A 20634-nucleotide genomic window follows, 5' to 3' on the forward strand; every position below is an offset into this window, starting at 1 on the left:
TCCGCACACCTGCGGAATCTGAGCTTAATTTATTTCTAGACTGGTTTGCAAGAATTATGTCATAAGTAAAAAAGGCTGTTAAACGCAAATCAACTTATGACCGCTGCTGTACAAAACTCTTCTAGCCTAGTTGTTCGCTTGGTAAACGGCATTCTGGCAATCAAGCCTTTAGCTAACCTCGCCAAGCATCAAGCCCGGCAAATGATGATTAAACGTGCTGAAAAAATTGGTGTACCTTGGACAAAAGAAGTAGAAAAACTACAAGAGCGTGATTGGACAAGGGATTTAGTTCAAGTAGAAAATCCTCAGCTTTCCTACCCAGATTATTACCTCACCTCATTTCATGCCTACGAAAATGGTAATCTTAGTTGGCAAGCTGCTTTTGAAGTAGAACCTGCTGCTCATGCTGTTCATGCTAAAATTTGGCCTGGTGCTGAGGCTCAGGGCGATCGCCAACTCCGCCAAAGTTATCATGATATTCTCAAACAATCTCTATCTCAAGAACCACAAGACATTATTGATATGGGTTGCAGTGTAGGGTTAAGTACCTTTGCATTGCAAGCAGTTTATCCCCAAGCCAAAGTCACAGGCTTAGATTTATCTCCTTACTTTTTAGCTGTTGCTAACTACCGCGCCCAACAGCGTCAAGCTAATATCAATTGGGTTCATGCTATAGCTGAATCTACAGGGCTACCAGATGCCTCATTTGATTTAGTCTCGATTTTTCTGATGTGTCATGAATTACCCCAAGTTCCAACCCGTCAAATTTTTGCCGAAGCACGGCGTTTGTTGCGTCCTGGCGGTTACTTGGCAATTATGGATATGAATCCCAAATCTGAAATTTACAAAAAAATGCCAACCTACATTTTGACACTGCTCAAGAGTACAGAACCATATTTAGATGAGTATTTCGCCTTAGATATTGAGCAAATTCTCATCGAAGCAGGTTTTCAGACTCCCACTATCACCAGCAACAGCCCCCGTCACCGGACTGTCATTGCACAGGTGCGTGGCTGATTTCGCATCACTGCTGTGGGCAGTAATTCCACCATTGTTGTTTTTAGGTTATTACTATTACCGTGTTGCGTTTGCTCCGGCTTTATCACATTTGTTGTTGTTTTTCATCGCCGGGGCAATTTCTGGTGGTGTTGCCCTCAGCTTACAATGGGTATTTGAAATTGGAGTTAACTCGATTGTAAATTGGCAGCAAATCCAGCGATCGCTTTTTGGTGTAGCCTTACGGCAACTTATAGAGATAGGGCCAATCGAAGAAGGCTGTAAGTTAGTAGCAGTTGTTATCCCAACAATTTACCTCCAAAGCAGATATCGACTACGCGCCAGTAGCATTTTGCTATTCACCATCGCTGCGGCTTTAGGATTTACTGCTGAAGAAAACTGGGTATATTTTTACCACGGTACAGCATCAATTCTTGACCGTAGTATTGGTACGCCAGTCCACGCCATTTTCTCTGCACCTTGGGGTTATGCTTTAGGAATTTATCTTGCCTCACCTATCCGATTAAATCGAGGCAGGAAGTTGATTTTTCAAGCTTTACTCAATTCTATTGTCTGTCATGCGCTGGTGAATGTTTTATCTATTGCTTGGCGTTATCCAGCACCAGTAAACTTTCTCAGCTATGGCTTATTTCCTTTTCTGCTATGGATGTTTTGGCGACTGGAAAAATTACTGCGAAAAATCCAAGGTAAACCCCCGATTACCTTAATTTCAGGACGTACACCCCAACATCGTTATTGGCAAAGAGGGTTAGTCTTGTTTGCTCTTATCCTTGGTGGAAATAGTATCTTCGGGTTGTTTCTTTTAGCCAGAATTCTCAGCCCTTTAAGTCTGTCGCAGCTTTTTTATCCAGATATTTTGCAGTTTATCCTGAGCCGCTTTTTACTTAATCTGATGTTTGCAGTTGTGGCATGGGTAATTTATTTGTATTTAATCAATTCTGGCGATCGCTAGTAAATTTGGTGTTGCATAAATGCGGGATGATTTTCTTATATTTATCTCTCAAAACCTCTTCTTCTCTACGAGACGCTGCGCGTTGGCGGAAGCCTCTCGTAGAGAATGCGTGCTTTGCGTACTTTGCGGTTCATTATTTCATCCCTAAATTCAGCAACGCCGTAAATTTTTATATTTGGCAGCAAGCAACTTAAAGCAGATAAGCTCAATCAACAAGCTTAGGACTTGGTATATATTAATTTGCGTAAAATTACTGCTAAATTAATTGGCGGCGTTGCGAGATGCAGACTTGACGAAAAAGTATAGCAGGTTGAATGCTTTTAATGGGGTGTTGGCGATCGCTTCTTTTCCGCAAGCTCTCTTTTAAGGTTTCGTGCATGGTTGAATACTTTTAATGGGGTGTTGGCGATCGTTACGCATTGGCTAAAAATCTCGTTGCTTAAGTCCAGACAAACAGAAGTACGGAAATTGCGCTGGTGGAGTGAGCAAGAACCACACTTGATTTTGTGTATTGTTTGCTAATTTAAAATCAGAATCTAATTGCTTGGCATTATACCTAGCAAACCATAAATCTCATATCTTAGAAAAAAACTTAAAGAAAATTTCTACAGGAGGCTGGTAGATGGCTGCAACCGACTTCAAAGACTATTACTCACTTTTGGGAGTGAGTAAGAATGCCAGTCCAGAGGAAATTAAACAAGCTTTTCGTAAACTAGCCCGGAAGTATCACCCTGACGTTAATCCCAATAACAAACAAGCAGAAGCACGCTTCAAAGAAGTAAATGAAGCTTACGAAGTATTATCTGACCCAGATAAGCGCAAAAAGTATGACCAATTTGGTCAATATTGGAAACAAGTTGGCGAAGGCTTCCCCGGCGGCGGTGCGGCTGGTGTTGATATGAGTGGCTTCGACTTCAGCCAATACGGTAGTTTTGATGATTTTATTAATGAGTTGTTAGGGCGTTTTGGTAGCGGTGCTACTCCTCGCTCTGGCAGACAAAGTTATTCTTACAGCACTGCTTCAAGTAGAGCAGGTGGTTTTAGCGGCGGCTTTAATGATTTTGGGTTCCAAGATGTTGGTGCTGGTGCTGCCCAAGATACAGAAGCTACAATTACTTTGACTTTCTCTGAAGCTTTTGCTGGTGTGCAGAAGCGTTTCAGTTTGGGTAACGAAACCATTGACGTTCGCATCCCGGCTGGTGCTAAACCCGGTACTCGTCTGCGGGTGCGAGGCAAAGGTCAAATCAACCCGATGACGCAACAACGGGGAGATTTATATTTAAAAGTAGAACTGCAACCTCATTCATTCTTCCAAATTGAAGGCGATAACTTAGTTTGTGAAGTGCCAATCACACCCGATGAAGCGACTTTAGGTGCTGCTATTGATGTGCCTACACCCGATGGCAATGTGAATGTTAAACTACCGGCGGGAGTACGTTCTGGTCAAACCTTGCGTTTACGGGGTAAAGGCTGGCCTTTAGCCAAAGGTGGACGTGGCGATCAGTTGGTGAAGGTGGCGATCGCTCCACCAAAGGAACTTAGCCAGCAAGAACGCGAGTATTATGAAAAAATTAGGGCTATACGTACATATAATCCCCGCAGTCATTTACAACAAATTAAGCTGTAATTAGTAATCACGTTCGCAGACTGGCTACCGCTACGCTAACGTAATTCGTAATTTTTAGTTCAAGATTTAATTACGAATTACGAATTATTAATTACAAATTATGCTGGCGCTGTGCCATTAAAGTTTGCATTCGAGATTTAAACGCTTCAATTAACTCTGGTGTGGGTTGAGTAGTTTGCCAAGCAAAACGCTGTATCAATCGTTCAACCCAAGCATTTAATTTTTGATATTCAGTTAAAGGAAAATCCAACATAGGCAACAAAGGTACTGAACATCCAGCCACAATATCGGCTAGGGTTAATTGATCACTACCAAAATATGGGCGATCGCCTAATAATTTTTGTAAAAATTCTAATCCTGTAGACACTTTGTGCTTTGCTTGTTCTAGCTTCTGCGAGTCTTCACTACCAGGAAAACCCATCATCTGAGAAATTAACGGGTTCATTGCAGATACTAATTCGTTGACTGTCACCATTTCTACCATTCGCACAATTGCTAAATCTTGGGGATTATTAGGCAGTAAACTAGGGCTAGGATATTTTGCTTCTAAGTAATCTAAAATGGCTAATGATTCTATGACGCTAAAGTCTTCATCCGCTAAAACTGGTATGTGGTGGAAAGGATTCATCGCTAAAAATTCTGGTTGCAGTTGATCTCCATCCAGTTTGATATCTACTAATTCAAACTCTAGTTGTTTTTCTAACAGCGCAATCCATACTCTCCGAGAGTTCATTGAGAGGGGATTGTGATAAAGCTTTAGCATGATATAACCTCAAACTTTACGAGTAGAGTAGCATTACTCGGTTAATTCGTAATTCGTAATTAGATGGGTATGGCTAGAACTCTCGACAAATATTGTGTCAAGGTAAACGCATCTACACCTAACTCTGTGCGCTCATGGGCTGCTAGAATAGCTGCTTGAGAATGCCACCAAGCCGCAGTAGCTACAATATCTTCTACTGCAATTTGTTTTGTGGCTGCTTGTGCCAATAAACCCCCAAGTAGCCCGGTTAACACATCTCCACTACCACCACGGGCTAAAGCTGGCGTACTTTCAGGATTGATCCAAACGGCACCTTGGGAATTGGTAATTGCAGTTCTGGCTCCTTTTAACAATATCACTGCACCACTTTGGGCTGCTGCTTCCCTAACAGCTTTGATTCTGTCATGTTTGGCATCGGGTATATCGGGAAATAACCTTTGAAATTCGCCGGTGTGGGGAGTCAGTACAGTTAAGGCTTGCCGTTGTTGTAAAGTGGGGATAGTTCCTAACTGTGCCAAAATATTTAAACCATCGGCATCGAGAACTAAAGAGCGATCGCTTTCAATCACTTCACGTACAATCGGAGTGGCTTCGCGGGTTAAACCAGGGCCACAAGCGATCGCATTAAAGGAACTTAGATCAGTATTATCTGGTAATTGTAGTTGAAAAATTGCGCCTGTCTCCGTTTCTGGACAACCAATAATCAACGCTTCCGGTAAATGCGATACCAAAATAGATTTCAACGATTCAGGAACCGCAATTGAGAGCATCCCCACACCACTTGCCCGCGCACCCAAACCTGTTAAAATTGCACCGCCAGCATAACGCCGCGAACCGCAAATTAGTAATAAATGTCCTTCTTTATATTTGTGGGTAACTGGTGGACGAGGTAAGGGTAGAGTAGAGAGTACCGTTTTTTGAGTAATGCGTTTGATTCTCGGTGCATCACCCAATATTGACTCCACATCTGCCAAAGTAATATCAAAATCGATTAATTCAGCTTTGCCAACATACTCCAAAGCATGATCTTGCAGTAAACCCAGCTTCCATAAACCCAGGCAAAAGGTGTGTGTGGCGCGAATCGCTATCCCCAAGACTTCACCTGTATCGGTGTGCAAACCCGAAGGTAGATCAATACTAATAATTGGCTGATTCCATTCATTGAAATGATTGATTGCCGAGGCGATGGGATCTGCGATCGCTCTTTCTAACCCAAATCCAAATAATCCATCAATTAGAAAATCACAATCTGGCAACTGCTCAATGGTTTCATAGCAAGAAATTTCCAGACTCTGAACATACTGCAAATGCTGTGCAGTTAATTCCTTCAACTTAGAAAAAGGCGAATATATCCAAATCTTATACCCGCGAAAGTGTAATTCACGGGCTACAACCAAGGCATCTCCGCCATTATGGCCGGGGCCGACTAAAATCCCCACACGGTGAGCTTTTACAGACAGTGGAAACATTGCTTGAATACGAAGGGCAATCAGTCCCGCCACCTTTTCCATCAAAGCTGCTACAGGCATTCCGGCGGCAAAGATACGCCCTTCAATATCCCGCATTTGCCCAGCGTTTACTACGATTTGTGAAATTTGTTCTTGCCTATTTTGAAAGTGCTGATTCACAAGGGATGGTGTAATGTTTTGCATTCTTCTAAAGCCCCAAGTCTATTGGCTGATAGGATTTGAGCTAAGAGTTATGAGATTTGAATATACTCTTCACTCTTTACTTTTAACTCCTTACTCAGCAACGCCAGTTTGCTCAAGTCGGCAGAGCCGCCCACGCAACTGGCTCCTCAGCACTTAGTACTCACCTGTTGTAGTAAACCCTAGCATTACCAAATCCCAACTCCTGCATATATTTATTCCATCTGTCCGCATCCCCACGTTCAGCAAACGGCCCCACGGCTACATGGGGGCCGAAAGGTTTTTGTCTTTCTCGGATTAAGGCAGAATTTCCCACATTTCGGATAATTTTGTTAGTGATTACAGGTAAGTCTTGCACTTTACCAGGAATGACAACATAGTATCTATTGTTTCTAGCTTCAGAATTTCCACTACTGCTAGTGCTAAAATTTTGTATTTCCTGCCCGTTAGCAAAGCTGACAACCCGTGCGCCACGGATACCGACTGATTCTAATTCTCGCACACGCTGTTGAGCGTTAGATTGTCTGCTAAACACTCCTGACTGAATGATAGAACGTCCTTGATATTGACGGATGTAAGCCCCTGGTTCAACTTGGCGGATTCGTTGCAGAGCTTGGTAATTATCACTATCAACATAGACAAAGTAGCGTTCAAAGTTCTGGCTATACTGATTTGGTTGCCCTGGTTGAGAAAATTGATTTTCAGTTGATGGGTAAAGTAAAGGATTTGGCTCTGGTTGTACTTGGGGTAAAGCCTGCTGATTATCAAAAATGATTGGGGCATCTGGCAGTGGCGGTAAGGTATCAATCACTGTTTGTTGTGCCACCAAAACATTATTACCGTTGATTTGCCCTTGCGCTGGCTGACTCTGGGAAATCAGTGCTAAGTAACCTCCCAAAAATAGGGATGTTATGGGCAAGGCGATAGACTGAGCTGATAACTGCATGGACATAGTAGTAACAAGATTTTTCAAACTATATAATGTAAGCTTAAAATCAGCAGAGCTAGGTGGCAATGGATACATACCTACAAAATTTCAGCCACTGTTAAAAAAACGCGGTGACGCGGCAAAACAAGTTTCTTTAGTCAATTACGAATTCCGAATTATTCACTGAGTAACTCAAGTGCTTGACTAGCAAGGGTTCGAGATATATGTGCTACAATTGAGCAGCCACGCAGCTGCCATGTTGTATGCAATCTGAGTCCTGCCTTACTGCTGAATAAAGTGAAAATTTGGGATTAATCTCTGTTACCAGCAGCTGCTAGTTTAAAACAATTAGAGATATGAAAAAAGTCGTCGTTGGTCTTTCCGGTGGCGTTGATAGTTCCACCGCTGCTGCTATTCTGCACAATCAGGGCTATGAAGTGATTGGTTTAACCCTTTGGCTAATGAAAGGCAAAGGGCAATGTTGCTCTGAAGGAATGATCGACGCGGCTGATATTTGCGAACAACTGGGGATTCCTCATCAGGTTGTGGATATTCGTGATGTCTTTCAGACAAATATTGTTGATTATTTAGTGTCTGGTTACAGCGTCGGGATTACACCGTTGCCTTGCTCCCAGTGTAATAAAACGGTGAAGTTTGGGCCGATGGTAGAATATGCCCGTGAACAATTGGGATGCGATCGCATTGCCACTGGTCATTATGCCCGCATTAGCTACGACGAAGCAACCGGGCGTTACCAATTATTAAGAGCAATTGACCGCAATAAAGACCAGTCTTACTTTTTGTATGATTTGTCTCAAGATTTACTAGCAGCTTCTGTATTTCCTTTAGGGGAATTGCAAAAAGCTGACACCCGTCGCATCGCCAATGAATACGGCTTGAAAACCGCGGACAAGCCAGAAAGCCAAGACCTTTGCTTAGTCGAAAGCAACGGTTCCATGCGGGCATTTTTAGATAAGTATCTTGCCCCCAAACAAGGCGATATTGTCGATGTCACAGGCAAAGTTTTGGGACAGCATGATGGTGTTCATCACTACACCATCGGACAGCGCAAAGGTTTGGGAGTAGCGGCGGCTGAACCCTTGTACGTGATTGAATTAGATGCTGTAAATAATCGTGTAGTTGTAGGCGATCGCACCAAGGTAACTCAGCCAGAATGTACAGTAGGCCGAGTCAACTGGGTTTCCATCGCTGAACCAGCCACACCAATTCACGCCGAAGTGCAAATCCGCTATCGTTCTCACCCCGTACCAGTAACGGTAATACCTTTGGAGAATTCCCGCGTCCGTTTAGTTTTTGATGAACCACAGTTCAGCATTACCCCTGGACAAGCAGCGGTGTGGTACGACGGCGAAAAAGTGTTAGGCGGCGGAATTATTGAGCAGTTTAGTTAAATTCCACCCAAATTTTGATTTATCTGGCTTTTACCCCACCCTAACCCTCACGTCACATGCTTCTCCTGTCGGAGACGCTGCGCGTAGCTTGCTTCCCCGTAGGGGTACAAGTCGGCAGAGCCGCCCAGCGCAGTGGCTCCCCTTGTCAAGGTGAGGGAACTAGATTGTCCGGTTTCCCCCCTTGACAAGCTACCGTGTATACACAAGTTGAACCGATCCTCCCTAACCCTCCTTAAAAAGGAGGGAACAGGATCAAAAGTCCCCCTTTTTAAGGGGGATTTAGGGGGATCAAGCCGAGTTTTGGCTTCTCATCCGAGATGTGTGTACACTGTAGCCCTTGACAAGGGGGGATTAAGGGGGGTAATTCGACTTCTGTGTACACCGTAGCCTCGCTTGCCAGGAGAGTAATTTTTTTTAATTAGATAATTATGCCAGAAGACGAGCCAATCTCTGACCTGTTTTTAATACAACTATTAGAAGGCTATAACTCGACAGAAGCAGCCGAGATTCAACAGTACATAAATGAATGGGACGCGGCTACTTATACAAGTACTACCCAAAGTATCTTGGATCATGCTAATAGAAAAGGAATTGAGCCATTAAAGTATCTACGCAAAGCTCATAATTTTCATAAAAAAGGAGCTATCAGAGTTCCAAAAACTGGATATCGTGGAGATGGTTCGGCTGTATATCGTAAAGGTAATGAATATCTAATTGTCAGACCTGATAAATATGGCACTGAAAAGATAGTTATACCGTTTCACTTTAAGTTTGATACAAGTAGGTCGCAGGGGGGCAGGGAGCAGGGAGCAGGGGGAAAGAATTAAAAACCATTAATTTGTATCAAGATTTTCGTGAATTGGTATTACTTATGGAGTTAATGATGACTGAAGCAATTTTAAATCAGCAAGAACTGACAAAAAAAAACATTGAACAATTATTAGTACAGTTGACAAATGCTTATCAGAAAACAAAGAGCGATCGCCAAGAAATTACTACTCAGTTTCCTCCAGAAGATGAAGAGTTTTCACTATTAGAAGAAATTGAACTTTTAACAGTAAATCTCAGAGGTTATGCAAGTCAAGTTCAATTCACAGGTCAAATAGCCAATGCAGTCGAGGCAGTTGAGCAACTACACGCAATGCGAATTTTAAATGTGCCTCAAGTTGCGAGATTCTTCTTCGACAGTAATGACAAGTATGAACAAATGAAAAATTATCTGAGGATGTTAGATTATTTGCGGTTGTTGCTTCTGGAATATTTACACGCTGAAAAACAATAGTTTTAAAATAGCGAACGCAAACAATAATACTAAAAAATTTTATTCCGAGTCGTTATTATCTTCCAAATATCCATATTAAGATTATTTCAATAGCTCTTGCCCTTGGCAATTCTTTCACACACAGCTTGACAATTTTATTACCAATCATCAGAAGCCATCTCAGAACTCGACATTCCGAGTTCTGAGACTCAAGTTTTATGTTCAAAGGGTGAAAGTTCGAGTTCTGAGGGTAAAGTTTCAGGCTTTTTGCTCGAACGTTGGGGTTTAAAAAGTAAAAGATGAGGCTTTTTGCTCAAATGTTGGAGTTCTGAGGGTAAAATTTCAGGCTTTTTGCTTGAACGTTGAGGTTCAAAGGGTGAAAGGTGAAGCTTTGAGGTCGAAGTGTCAGGAAATTTTCTGCGTTGGGTGTTGTTGTATCTTGAATCATCTCATGCAGAAGCCCAGAAGCGCAGAGAAAAATAAGAAAGTTTTTGACTTTTATCACAATTGCTTTGCGGAAAGTGCTGAGTCCGGCATGATTTACTTAACAGTAATCAGTGAACAGTGAACAGTAATCAGCAATATATTTTGAAGTCCCTCACTTCTAAAAAGTGGTAGTCAACAAGAGTCAAATCTCCAACTGAAACCGTGATAACTGATAACTGATAACTGATAACTGAACTATACAAGCTTGTGAGTTGACTGTGAAAAAATTACTCAGTGCGATTAATGCTGCGGGTATGTGTCTTGCACCTTGGATAGTAGTAGGTGCAATGACAACAGGGTTATTTTTGAGTATGCCAGTCAAGGGAATAGCGCAACAGCAGACACCGACATATTCAGCAGAGGAGCAAGCAGCGTTACAGGAAGCTGATGAACTGAATCAACAGGTAGATAAGTTATATCAAGAAGGTAAATACACTACCGCTATCCCTTTAGCAGAACGCGCGTTGGCTATTCGAGAGAAAGTGCTGGGGAAGGAACATCCTGATGTCGCCACTAGCTTGAATAATTTGGCTTTTCTGTATCAGAGACAAGGAAAATATCAACAAGCCGAATCATTGTATCAACGCTCCCTGGCTATCCGAAAGAAAGTACTGGGGAAGGAACATCCTGCTGTCGCCACTAGCTTAAATAATTTGGCAGAACTGTATCGCGCACAGGAAAAATATCAACAAGCCGAACCATTGTATCTCCGCGCTCTAGCTATTTGGGAGAAGGTGCTGGGTCAAGAACATCTCAATGTTGCCTCTAGTTTGAATAATTTGGCTTTACTCTATTTAGCACAGGATAATTATCAACAGGCGGAACCGCTTTTCCAACGTTCCCTCGCTATTGCTGAGAAGATATTTGGCAAGGAACACCCCAACGTCGCTACTAGCTTGAATAATTTGGCACAACTGTATGACGCACAGGGGAAATATCAACAAGCCGAACCATTGTATCAACGCTCCCTGGCTATCCGAGAGAAGGTGCTGGGAAATGAACATCCTGATGTCGCCACTAGCTTGAATAATTTGGCTGCACTGTATCGCGTACAGGGAAAATATCAACAAGCCGAACCATTGTATCAACGCTCCCTGGCTATCCGAGAGAAGGTGCTGGGAAATGAACATCCTGATGTCGCCACTAGCTTGAATAATTTGGCTGCACTGTATGACGCACAGGGAAAATATCAACAAGCCGAACCATTGTATCAACGCTCCCTGGCTATCTTTGAGAAGGTGCTAGGGGAAGAACATCCTGATGTCGCCACTAGCTTGAATAATTTGGCTTTTCTGCATAGCACACAGGGAAAATATCAACAAGCCGAACCATTGTATCAACGCTCCCTGGCTATCCGAGAGAAGGTGCTGGGAAATGAACATCCTGATGTCGCCACTAGCTTGAATAATTTGGCTGCACTGTATTATGCACAGGGAAAATATCAACAAGCCGAACCATTGTATCAACGCTCTCTGGCTATAAGAAAGAAGGTGCTGGGTCAACAACATCCCGACATCGCTCAAAGCTTGAATAATTTGGCAGAACTGTATCGCGTACAGGGGAAATATCAACAAGCCGAACCTTTTTTACAACGCTCTCTTGCTATCTTTGAGAAAGTGCTGGGGAAAGAACATCCTGATGTTGCCACTAGCTTGAATAATTTGGCTATCCTGTATCTCTCACAAGGTGATATTACTCGTGCTGTTGATTTCTTACGGCGTGGGCTAGAAGTTGAAGCACAAAATCTCAATCTAATTTTTGCAGTCGGCTCCGAAAAAAGCAAACAAGATTACATTAGAACTTTTTCAGACACAACCAATACTACTGTTTCCCTATCTCTACAAGAAGCCCGCAATAATTCAGCCGCCGCATCTCTCGCCCTAACAACTGTACTTCGCCGCAAAGGGCTAGTGTTAGATGCTGTAGCTGACAGCATTCAAATCTTACGTAGTAAACTAGACAAAAACCCCGAAACTCAAAAATTATTCACTCAATGGTTGCAAGTACAACAGCAACTCTCAGCATTAGTCTTCTCTGATTCAGGAAAACAAACTGCTAACCTGAAAACTCAACTAGAACAACTGGAAGCCGAAAGAGAAAAAATAGAAGCCGCTATCAGTACTAAAAGTGCTGAGTTCCGTCAGCAAACACAACCAGTAGAACTAGGAGCAATTCAAGCTAAAATAACCAAAGATGCAGCTTTGGTAGAAATTGTCCAATATTACCCATTCAACGCCAAAGCCAAGACAGATGCTGAAAAATTTGGGAAACCGCGTTATGCAGCGGCGGTGTTACGCTCTACAGGTGAACCGAAGTTGCTTGATTTAGGTGAAGCCGCAGAAATTGATAAATTAGCCATTGATTTCCGTGCAGCTTTAGCCACTGGAAGATCATTTAAAAAACTCGCCCGCACTTTAGATGAAAAATTAATCGCACCCATCCGTCCTTTATTAGGTGATGCCAGTCATATTTTAATCTCTCCCGATGGGCAATTAACATTAATTCCCTTTGAAGCATTAAAGGATGAGCAAGATAAATTTCTGATTCAGCGTTACGCTTTTTCTTACCTCACCAGTGGACGAGATTTATTAGGCTTCCAGTCAAATGTTAACAATGCTTCTGCGCCTGTGGTGCTGGCAGATATTGACTACAATAACCAAAAACAAACTGTAGTTGCTGCTCAAGCATCTGGTGTGAGAGGTTTACAAAATCGTCGCTCTGGTGATTTGGCAAACTTGATATTTGACCCGTTAGCTGCTACTAAAGAAGAAGCCGCAGCCATTAAAAAGGTTTTACCCAATGCAAAAGTGCTGTTAGGTAAAGATGCGACAGAAACCGCAGTCAAACAACTACAAAGTCCGAGTATTCTGCACTTGGCTACTCACGGTTTCTTCATTACCGATGTCGAACAAAATCTCAACGCATCATCAGATTTAGAATTAACACCACGTCAACCGAAGATTCTACAAGTTGAAAATCCCTTGTTACGTTCTGGTTTGGCGTTGGCTGGATTTAATCAACGTAAGCAAGCGACAAACAATAATGATGATGGTGTACTAACAGCGTTGGAAGTGGCTGGTTTAGATTTGCGTTCCACTGAGTTAGTTGTGCTATCGGCTTGCGATACTGGTAAGGGCGATATCAAAGTTGGCGATGGTGTGTATGGCTTGCGTCGTGCTTTGGTAATTGCTGGTTCCCAAACTCAGGTGTTAAGTCTGTGGCTGGTGGATGATGCGGCGACTAAGGATTTAATGGTGAAGTATTACCAGAATTTAAAAGTGGGTAAGGGGAGACATGAAGCGTTACGTTCTGCACAGTTAGACTTGCTCAATAGTCAGGAGTATGAGCATCCGCAATATTGGGCGGCTTTTCTTCCTTCTGGTAACTGGACTCCGTTGCGTGGTTTGTAGAGACGGGAAATTTCGCGTCTCTACTCAGATCCCCGACTTTTTTGAAAAGTCGGGGATCTTTTTTCCCGAACAGTTGGATTGCAATACTCGAACCACTACTTAATGAAGTACGATCGCCTAAAATTTGAAAAAATCATGGGCGGTTGGTGTTGAGATCCCCAAAGAGCGATCGCCAAACTATTTTTTCTCTCTGTACCAGCATTTTGATAAGTTAGTACATAGTTTGCAACAATTACAGTTATCGCTAAGAGGGGATTACGTTGAGTCACCATCAAGATGCCATTGCGCCGCACGGTGGAGAGTTGGTTAATCGCATCGCCACGCCGCAACTAAGAGAAGAGTTTCTCTCTAAGGCGGAATTTCTGCCCCGCGTACAACTGGATGAACGTGCGGTTTCTGATGTCGAAATGATTGCGATCGGTGCTTTTAGTCCACTCACTGGTTTTATGAACCAGTCAGACTACGATCGCGTGGTTACAGAAATGCGTCTCGCTAACGGTCTGGTATGGTCAATTCCGATTACACTTTCTGTAGCAGAAGAAGCGGCTGCTTCGCTCAAAGAAGGTGACTTGATCCGCTTAGATAACCCCGCAGGTCAATTTATTGGGGTTTTACAACTGACGCAAAAATATAGCTACGATAAACTCCGCGAGGCTGTCAATGTTTACCGCACCGATGACGCAAATCATCCTGGGGTGCAAGTAATTTATAACCAAGGTTCTGTAAATCTGGCTGGTGATATCTGGCTGTTGCAACGACAACCTCATCCTCAGTTTCCCGCTTATCAAATTGATCCCGCCGCTTCACGGCAAATGTTTCGGGAAAATGGCTGGAAAACTATTGTTGGTTTCCAAACTCGTAATCCCATCCATCGCGCCCATGAATATATCCAAAAGTGCGCCTTGGAAACAGTAGACGCTCTATTTTTGCACCCATTGGTAGGCGCAACTAAAGATGATGATATTCCCGCCGATGTGCGGATGCGCTGCTATGAAATTTTGCTAGAGCATTATTACCCTAGCGATCGCGTGATTTTAGCCATCAATCCCGCCGCCATGCGTTATGCTGGCCCCCGTGAAGCCATCTTCCATGCTTTAGTTCGCAAAAATTACGGTTGTACTCACTTTATCGTTGGACGGGATCATGCAGGTGTTGGCAACTACTACGGCACTTATGATGCTCAATACATCTTTGATGAATTTGAGCCGGGTGAAATTGGGATTGTCCCGATGAAGTTTGAACACGCGTTCTACTGCACACGTACTAAGCAAATGGCGACGACTAAAACCAGTCCTAGCAAACCAGAAGAACGCATTCACCTATCAGGAACAAAAGTTAGAGAAATGCTGCGTCGGGGTGAATTACCACCACCAGAATTCTCCCGCCCGGAAGTTGCAGCAGAATTGGCGCGGGCGATGCAAATTTCAGTCCCGGCGTTGATTTAGTAAGGGGACACGGAGATAAGGAGATAGGGGGACACGGGGATCAGAAGAGTTCTTCCCCAAGTCTCCACTTCTCTGAGTCTGTCTGCACCGATAGATTTTAGCTAAACTAGCCACTGGTGTAGTTGCTCAAGGGATAATATAGTAAAAACTTTGACTTTACACTCAAGACTTCTGCCCTTTAAGCTGTTAGCTGACAGGCTAAGGACTGATAGCTAATTTATGAAGCGTCGGACTTTTTTACAAAGGATTGGCTCAATACTCGCAGTATTGGGTATAACTGAGGCTGAGTGGTGGACTTTGGGCGCTCGCTATTACCAAGCTTTAGCACAACCCACTCCCCGGAAATTAGCTTTATTAATAGGCATCAATCAATACCGCAAAAGTCCCCCCCTAAGTGGTTGTCTCACCGATGTCGAACTGCAAAAAGAACTGCTGATTCATCGGTTTGGCTTCTTAGCTGCCAATATTTTGACATTAACGGATGAACAAGCCAGCCGGGAATTTATTGAGGCCGCTTTTTTAGATCATTTTGGTAAACAAGTTAAATCTGATGATGTCGTCGTTTTTCACTTTAGCGGTTACGGTACTCGCATCAAATTAAATGAGTCAGAGGATACGCTACACAACGCTTTAGTGCCAACAAACGAAAATTTAGAAATTCAAGATGAGAAGATAGCCACTTATCTCTTAGAAGAAACTCTGTTGTTATTATTGCGATCGCTGCCTACAGAACGCGTTACAGCAGTCTTAGATACCAGTTATGATGCTCCTAGTCAAATTCAACCAGCAGGGCTGCAAATTCGCGCTCGTCAGGAGTTAGCAACAGCACAGTTAGCAACAGCAGAAATCGAATTTCTCCAACAACTCAAAACTAAAACTTCACTCAACACCGCTGTCATCTTATCTGCCACTTCCGATCCCAAACAAGTAGCTAAGGAAGCGCTGTTTTCTGGATTTAGTGCTGGCTTGTTTACTTATGCGTTAACTCAATACCTCTGGGAAACTACCCCAGCCACGACGATTCAATTTAGCCTCTCTCATGTAGACAGCGCCATGTACAAACTGGGTAGCAAACAGCAGCCAAGTTTAGTCAATAGTAAAAAAGTATTAACTAACGAAAATTTGTTGTTAGATCAAAATATTGGCGCAGAGGGAGTAATTATCGCCACAGAAGAAGACGGTAAAACAGTTCAATTGTGGTTAGGAGGGCTACAACCACAAGTGCTGGAATATTACGGTGTAAATTCTCGGTTAACATCTGCCAGTGGAAAACAGCTAATATTGCGATCGCGCACCGGGTTAACTGCAAAAGCTCAAATCTCTAGTCTAGAAGCAGCAAATCCTGTGGAAGTTGGGCAACTTGTCCAAGAAGCAGTCAGGGTTTTACCCCGAAATATCAATTTAAATATTGCCTTAGATTCTGGATTGGAAAGAATTGAACGGGTAGATGCTACTAGCGCCTTTGCCGCAATGGCATCTATGGCTAGTATTGTGACTGGAGAACAACCATCTGATTACGTGTTTGCTAAACTCGCGCAAACTCCCAGCCGCTACGGTTTATTTACTCCAGGTGGACAGCTAATTCCCAATAGTACAGGTGAAGTTGGGGAAGCAGTAAAAGTTGCAGTCATGCGGTTAGCAATGAAATTACCCCATCTTCTAGCAGCAAAGTTATGGCGACTCACAGAAAATGAGGGTTCTTCGCGGCTACCAGTTAAGGGAAGTTTAGAGATAGTTAACAGCATATCCCCCAAGGTAATCGTACAACGGGAAACCTTGCGAACTACTGACACAAAACTTGCAAAAAAATCACTCAGCACTCAGCACTTTCAACTCAGCACTCCCACTATACCGATTGGGAGTCGCATCCAATACCGAATACAAAATAAAGGCGATCGCTCAATATACTTAATGCTACTAGGTTTGAAAAATCATCGAACTGCCATCGCCTTCTATCCTTGGCAAACCCCTGAAGAACCAAATACTTCAGAAACTAAACCTCTACTCCAACAAGTAGTAATTGCGCCTGGTGAGACTGTCACCTTACCACACAATACTGCCACATCTGGATGGGCAATTTCAGGGCCAGCTTATGAATGCGAACACCAACTAATTCTGAGCATCGCACCTTTCAGCACCACCCTCAAAGCTTTAGAAATGGCTAAATATCCCACAGGTGATCAACAACCCATAGGAGCATTAGTTAATCCTTGGGAAATAGTCCAAACTCTATTACAAGACTTACATAACGCCAGCACAGCCACAGACGAGACGAATGGCATAGCCAGCGATTCTTACATGTTAGATGTGAATAATTGGGCTAGTTTTAACTTTAATTTTCAAGTCACCTAAGTTAAAGTCGGGAGTCATAACATTTCACCAAATGTTTGATACACAATAATGGGGATCTAATTTTCCCCTGCTCCCTGCTCCTTGTCCCCCTGCGGTCTTAATGACAAATTTTTAATCTGACATAATTATTATGAGCGATCGCTACATTCAAACCGGGGCTGCTGTAAATCTTAACACCTACGTTCAAGGCCAAGGATTTCCCATTTTGGCGATACATGGTCATCCGGGTTCTGGTCGTAGTCTCTCAGTATTTACCAATCACTTATCAAAACGTTTTCAAACTTTTGCCCCAGATTTGCGTGGATACGGCAGAAGTCGCTATCAAGGTAATTTTGCTATGACAGATCATTTAACTGACTTAGAAGCGCTTCTAGACCGCTTTGAAATTGAAAAATTTTTGATATTGGGATGGTCGCTGGGTGGAATCTTGGCGATGGAACTTGCTTTAAGGTTGCCAGATCGCATCACTGGGCTAATTTTGGTAGCGACAGCCGCTAGACCTTATGGCAGTCATCCCCCAATTACATGGCAAGATAACCTTTATACAGGCATTGCTGGCCTAGTAAATTTGATTAAACCAAGTTGGCAGTGGAATATTGATACATTCGGTAAGCGATCGCTGTTTCGTTATCTCATTCAACAACATACAGCTACTGCCTATCAATACATTGCCAAAGAAGCTGTACCCGCTTATTGGCAAACCTCCTCTGCTGCTACCAGTGCCTTGTTCACTGCTTTACGGTCTAAATACAATTGTCTAACAGAAATAGAGCAACTTAATTGCCCTAGTCTAATACTAGCTGGCTCTGAAGACCGCCATATCACAGTAGAATCTAGCTTAGAAACTGCTAGACACCTAAAAGATAGCCAGTGGCAATGCTACCCCAATACTGCACATCTTTTCCCGTGGGAAATTCCTCATCAAGTATTGGCTGACATTGACCACTGGTTAGAAGCGCATCCTCAAGTAATAAGGCAAAAGTGAAAAGTAAAAAGAAAGAAACTCAAAAAGAATGAAGGATGAAGTGAAGATGTAATTTCATACTTCAATACTTCATACTTCAATCGCCTAACTTACATCTGACCGCTAAAGGCAGGCTTTACTTTGCGGTCAAAACGTTCCCCCAGGTCTTCAGCAATAGTCAAGTCGTCTGGTTTACAGCGCTTCACATTTACTTGTATTCCTTGTGCGCCTTCAAGTTCTAAGTCTTCCACATAGCCTTTTAGGACTAATTTGGCATCAGCAGAACTGAGAAATGGCCCAAAGTAGTAAGTGCAACGGGGGTTTTGTGTTACAATTTCTACCCACCAAGCTAATCCGAAACTATTAAATATGTTGATTAAAGCTTCTTTCATGTTGTACCCGATGGTTTTCATGGTAGTTGCCGATTGATCAATCTGGTAGTGGTTGTTAGATAGTACGTTGCTATTTTGTTTGATTTACATTTCTTTATACTCTTTTGGTCTTTTTTTTCAAAGAGGTTTTTGTAACTTATTCAGATACAAAGTATTCAAAGATCGTTGGCGATAAACTTCATAAAGTGCCATCCCTGCTGCAACTGAGGCGTTTAGACTAGGCGTTTTTCCCTGTAAGGGAATTGACACCAAAACATCACATGCACGTTGGGTTAACATGCTCAAGCCTTCACCTTCTGAGCCAATGACTAAAACCACAGGGCCACTAAAACGCACTGTATGTATGGGTTCACTACCAGTGGCGGCGGTTCCATAAATCCAAAAGCCAGCTTCTTTGAGTTCTTCCAAAGCGCGGCTGAGGTTAACTACTCTAGCTACGTCGAAGTTTTCTAAAGCCCCTGCGGCCACTTTGACTACGGTAGAAGTGATCCCCACTGCTCTTCTTTGGGGCATGACTAACCCCTGAGCGCCAATTGCTTCAGCTGTCCGAATAATTGCCCCTAAGTTGTGTGGATCGGTAATCCCTTCTGCTACTACAATGACGGGATCATTGACGGATTTTGCTTTGGCGATTAAGTCTGGTAATTCGATGTATGAGTAGGGAGCAATTTGGGCTGCTATACCTTGGTGATTTGCTCCTTCTGTAATCTGGTCTAGGCGCTTGGGTTCTACTTCATCAATAACTGTGCCACTATCTTTTGCTTGTAGCAGTAAATTGTGAAAGCGGGGATCGTAGCGTAACCGAGATGTTACCCAAATCCGATTCAGTTCACGTTGATTTTCTAATGCGCTCAAGACTGGATGACGACCGTAGATCAGGTCGCTATCTTGTGGATTTTTGAGAACAGGGGATGGAAGAGAGATGTGACGATTTGGGTGGGAATTACTGGGAGCCGAATAGTTATCTCGCTCTCCAGGTTTGGCCTTCCGAATCGGATTACCAATCAAACGCTTGCTTTTTATTTTCACGGTTCGCCCACGATTGGGTTCACCAGATGTCTGGAGCTTTTTGGGTTTGCTAGTCATAATGAGTTTCAATTTATGAGCTTATTAAGGAGGCATCCTGAGTTCTTTGAGATGCTAAACCGAAAACACCAATTTTTTGCTTATGAGGTCAAATTTCTCACTCTTGTTCGAGATGAAGTTTTTGTAACAATTCGGTTAAGCGCGGGATATCTGTAAGATACAGATATCCAATTAATGTTTCTAGACTAGTTGCCTGTTGATAAATTTCGGGAGCAACCCGTTTAGGTCGTCCTGTGGCAGCATTACGCCCCCTGCGGACAATTTCTAATTCGGCTTCCCTCAGATGAGGAATTAGCGATCGCAAATGTAGAGCTTGTGTTTCCGCTCTCACCTGAGCTACTACCAAACGGTGGTATGTTTCTAGTCGTTGTAATGGCAATAGATACAGTATTCTAACATAAAGCTCGTAAATTGCATCTCCTACATATGCTAGAGCAGCAGGAGAAATTTGTTGCACTTGTGTTGGGGAAATTTGTTGGTGTATTAGTGCTGCGTTTGCTAAAAAGGTTTGAGTCCAAGATGAATCAGATGCAGGAATTTCATCTTGTCTATCTAACGGCTCTTCCCCCTGGGACTTCACAAATTCATCATTCCTTAACACAATACATTTAGGCGATTTATTTTTTCTTCAAAATGCTTTGAAAATTTTACGTAGCACAATATATACTATCAAAATTGTTCAATTAATTTTATTTTTTTAATTGCTATTTTGCACTCAAAATGACTTGAATGCCTTATAGATGAAATCAAAATGTCAATCAAATCAGCACAATACTGAAAGTTTTAGTGACTAAAATTTAAGTTTAATATGCCAATAGTGCTGGTTTTTATACCTCTCCCACGAAGAGAGAGGTTAGCGTCCAGCTTTGATAAAAATTAAGCTATCCAGA

At 42.8% G+C, this 20634-nt stretch carries 17 protein-coding genes; 10 read left to right on the forward strand and 7 right to left on the reverse strand.

From position 1 onward, the window contains the following. The first annotated feature begins 96 nt into the window (after window positions 1-96). Both IQ259_RS03385 and IQ259_RS03390 read left to right on the forward strand, forming a co-directional pair. On the forward strand, window positions 97-1017 hold the full coding sequence (locus IQ259_RS03385) for a class I SAM-dependent methyltransferase (RefSeq protein ID WP_193880796.1): 921 nt from the start codon (window positions 97-99) through the stop codon (window positions 1015-1017). Next, complete coding sequence (locus IQ259_RS03390; RefSeq protein ID WP_193880799.1) at window positions 1010-1969, forward strand: PrsW family glutamic-type intramembrane protease; 960 nt, start codon at window positions 1010-1012, stop codon at window positions 1967-1969. Before IQ259_RS03385 ends, IQ259_RS03390 begins: the two co-directional genes overlap by 8 nt. A 256-nt stretch (window positions 1970-2225) precedes the next feature. Here IQ259_RS03390 and IQ259_RS27490 read toward each other — a convergent pair whose 3' ends face one another. Continuing rightward, a complete protein-coding gene (locus IQ259_RS27490) occupies window positions 2226-2348 on the reverse strand; it encodes a hypothetical protein (protein WP_255525232.1) in 123 nt (40 codons plus the stop codon). Between the two features lie 243 nt (window positions 2349-2591). Here IQ259_RS27490 and IQ259_RS03395 point away from each other — a divergent pair, with 243 nt between their 5' ends. After that, a complete protein-coding gene (locus tag IQ259_RS03395; protein WP_193880802.1) occupies window positions 2592-3596 on the forward strand; it encodes a DnaJ C-terminal domain-containing protein in 1005 nt (334 codons plus the stop codon). A gap of 91 nt (window positions 3597-3687) precedes the next feature. On the opposite strand, the gene IQ259_RS03400 is transcribed toward IQ259_RS03395, so the two are convergent. The 3 genes from IQ259_RS03400 to IQ259_RS03410 all read right to left on the reverse strand — a co-directional run bounded on the left by IQ259_RS03400 (window position 3688) and on the right by IQ259_RS03410 (window position 6954). After that, window positions 3688-4359, reverse strand: a complete 672-nt coding sequence (locus IQ259_RS03400) for a glutathione S-transferase family protein (RefSeq protein ID WP_193880805.1) — start codon at window positions 4357-4359, stop codon at window positions 3688-3690. A 59-nt stretch (window positions 4360-4418) separates the two neighbouring features. Beyond that, window positions 4419-6011, reverse strand: a complete 1593-nt coding sequence (locus IQ259_RS03405; RefSeq protein WP_193880808.1) for an NAD(P)H-hydrate dehydratase — start codon at window positions 6009-6011, stop codon at window positions 4419-4421. A 160-nt stretch (window positions 6012-6171) separates the two neighbouring features. Further along, window positions 6172-6954 carry a hypothetical protein gene (locus tag IQ259_RS03410; protein WP_228014340.1) on the reverse strand — a complete coding sequence of 261 codons (783 nt, stop codon included), beginning with the start codon at window positions 6952-6954 and terminating at the stop codon, window positions 6172-6174. Window positions 6955-7292: 338 nt separating this feature from the next. Between IQ259_RS03410 and mnmA the strand changes: the two genes are divergently transcribed. The 7 genes from mnmA (at window position 7293) to IQ259_RS03445 (ending at window position 18287) form a co-directional block, all read left to right on the forward strand. After that, window positions 7293-8348 carry a tRNA 2-thiouridine(34) synthase MnmA gene (mnmA, locus tag IQ259_RS03415; protein WP_193880812.1) on the forward strand — a complete coding sequence of 352 codons (1056 nt, stop codon included), beginning with the start codon at window positions 7293-7295 and terminating at the stop codon, window positions 8346-8348. Between the two features lie 428 nt (window positions 8349-8776). Further along, window positions 8777-9175 (forward strand): hypothetical protein, encoded by a 399-nt coding sequence (locus IQ259_RS03420; protein ID WP_228014341.1) that lies wholly within the window; start codon window positions 8777-8779, stop codon window positions 9173-9175. 53 nt (window positions 9176-9228) lie between these two features. Beyond that, a complete protein-coding gene (locus tag IQ259_RS03425; protein WP_370567995.1) occupies window positions 9229-9630 on the forward strand; it encodes a hypothetical protein in 402 nt (133 codons plus the stop codon). A gap of 683 nt (window positions 9631-10313) precedes the next feature. Beyond that, window positions 10314-13505: a CHAT domain-containing tetratricopeptide repeat protein gene (locus IQ259_RS03430; protein WP_339383933.1), complete on the forward strand. Its 3192-nt coding sequence runs from the start codon at window positions 10314-10316 to the stop codon at window positions 13503-13505. Between the two features lie 260 nt (window positions 13506-13765). Beyond that, window positions 13766-14950, forward strand: a complete 1185-nt coding sequence (gene sat, locus IQ259_RS03435; RefSeq protein ID WP_193880815.1) for a sulfate adenylyltransferase — start codon at window positions 13766-13768, stop codon at window positions 14948-14950. 219 nt (window positions 14951-15169) lie between these two features. After that, the gene (locus IQ259_RS03440; RefSeq protein ID WP_193880820.1) at window positions 15170-17302 is read left to right on the forward strand and encodes a caspase family protein; all 2133 of its coding nucleotides are present in this window, start codon (window positions 15170-15172) and stop codon (window positions 17300-17302) included. A 130-nt stretch (window positions 17303-17432) separates the two neighbouring features. Beyond that, window positions 17433-18287, forward strand: coding sequence for an alpha/beta fold hydrolase (locus tag IQ259_RS03445; RefSeq protein WP_193880823.1), 855 nt, complete (start codon window positions 17433-17435; stop codon window positions 18285-18287). Window positions 18288-18376: 89 nt separating this feature from the next. Here the strand turns inward: IQ259_RS03445 and IQ259_RS03450 are convergent, their stop codons facing one another. The 3 genes from IQ259_RS03450 to IQ259_RS03460 all read right to left on the reverse strand — a co-directional run bounded on the left by IQ259_RS03450 (window position 18377) and on the right by IQ259_RS03460 (window position 20324). Continuing rightward, on the reverse strand, window positions 18377-18679 hold the full coding sequence (locus tag IQ259_RS03450; protein ID WP_193880826.1) for a DUF1816 domain-containing protein: 303 nt from the start codon (window positions 18677-18679) through the stop codon (window positions 18377-18379). A 96-nt stretch (window positions 18680-18775) separates the two neighbouring features. Further along, window positions 18776-19744 (reverse strand): 23S rRNA (guanosine(2251)-2'-O)-methyltransferase RlmB, encoded by a 969-nt coding sequence (rlmB, locus tag IQ259_RS03455; protein ID WP_193880829.1) that lies wholly within the window; start codon window positions 19742-19744, stop codon window positions 18776-18778. A gap of 97 nt (window positions 19745-19841) precedes the next feature. Beyond that, window positions 19842-20324: a ribonuclease III domain-containing protein gene (locus IQ259_RS03460; RefSeq protein ID WP_193880832.1), complete on the reverse strand. Its 483-nt coding sequence runs from the start codon at window positions 20322-20324 to the stop codon at window positions 19842-19844. Window positions 20325-20634 lie beyond the last annotated feature (310 nt).

The sequence above is a fragment of the Fortiea sp. LEGE XX443 genome (assembly GCF_015206815.1).
In the GTDB taxonomy this organism is placed as follows: Bacteria; Cyanobacteriota; Cyanobacteriia; order Cyanobacteriales; family Nostocaceae; genus Nostoc_B.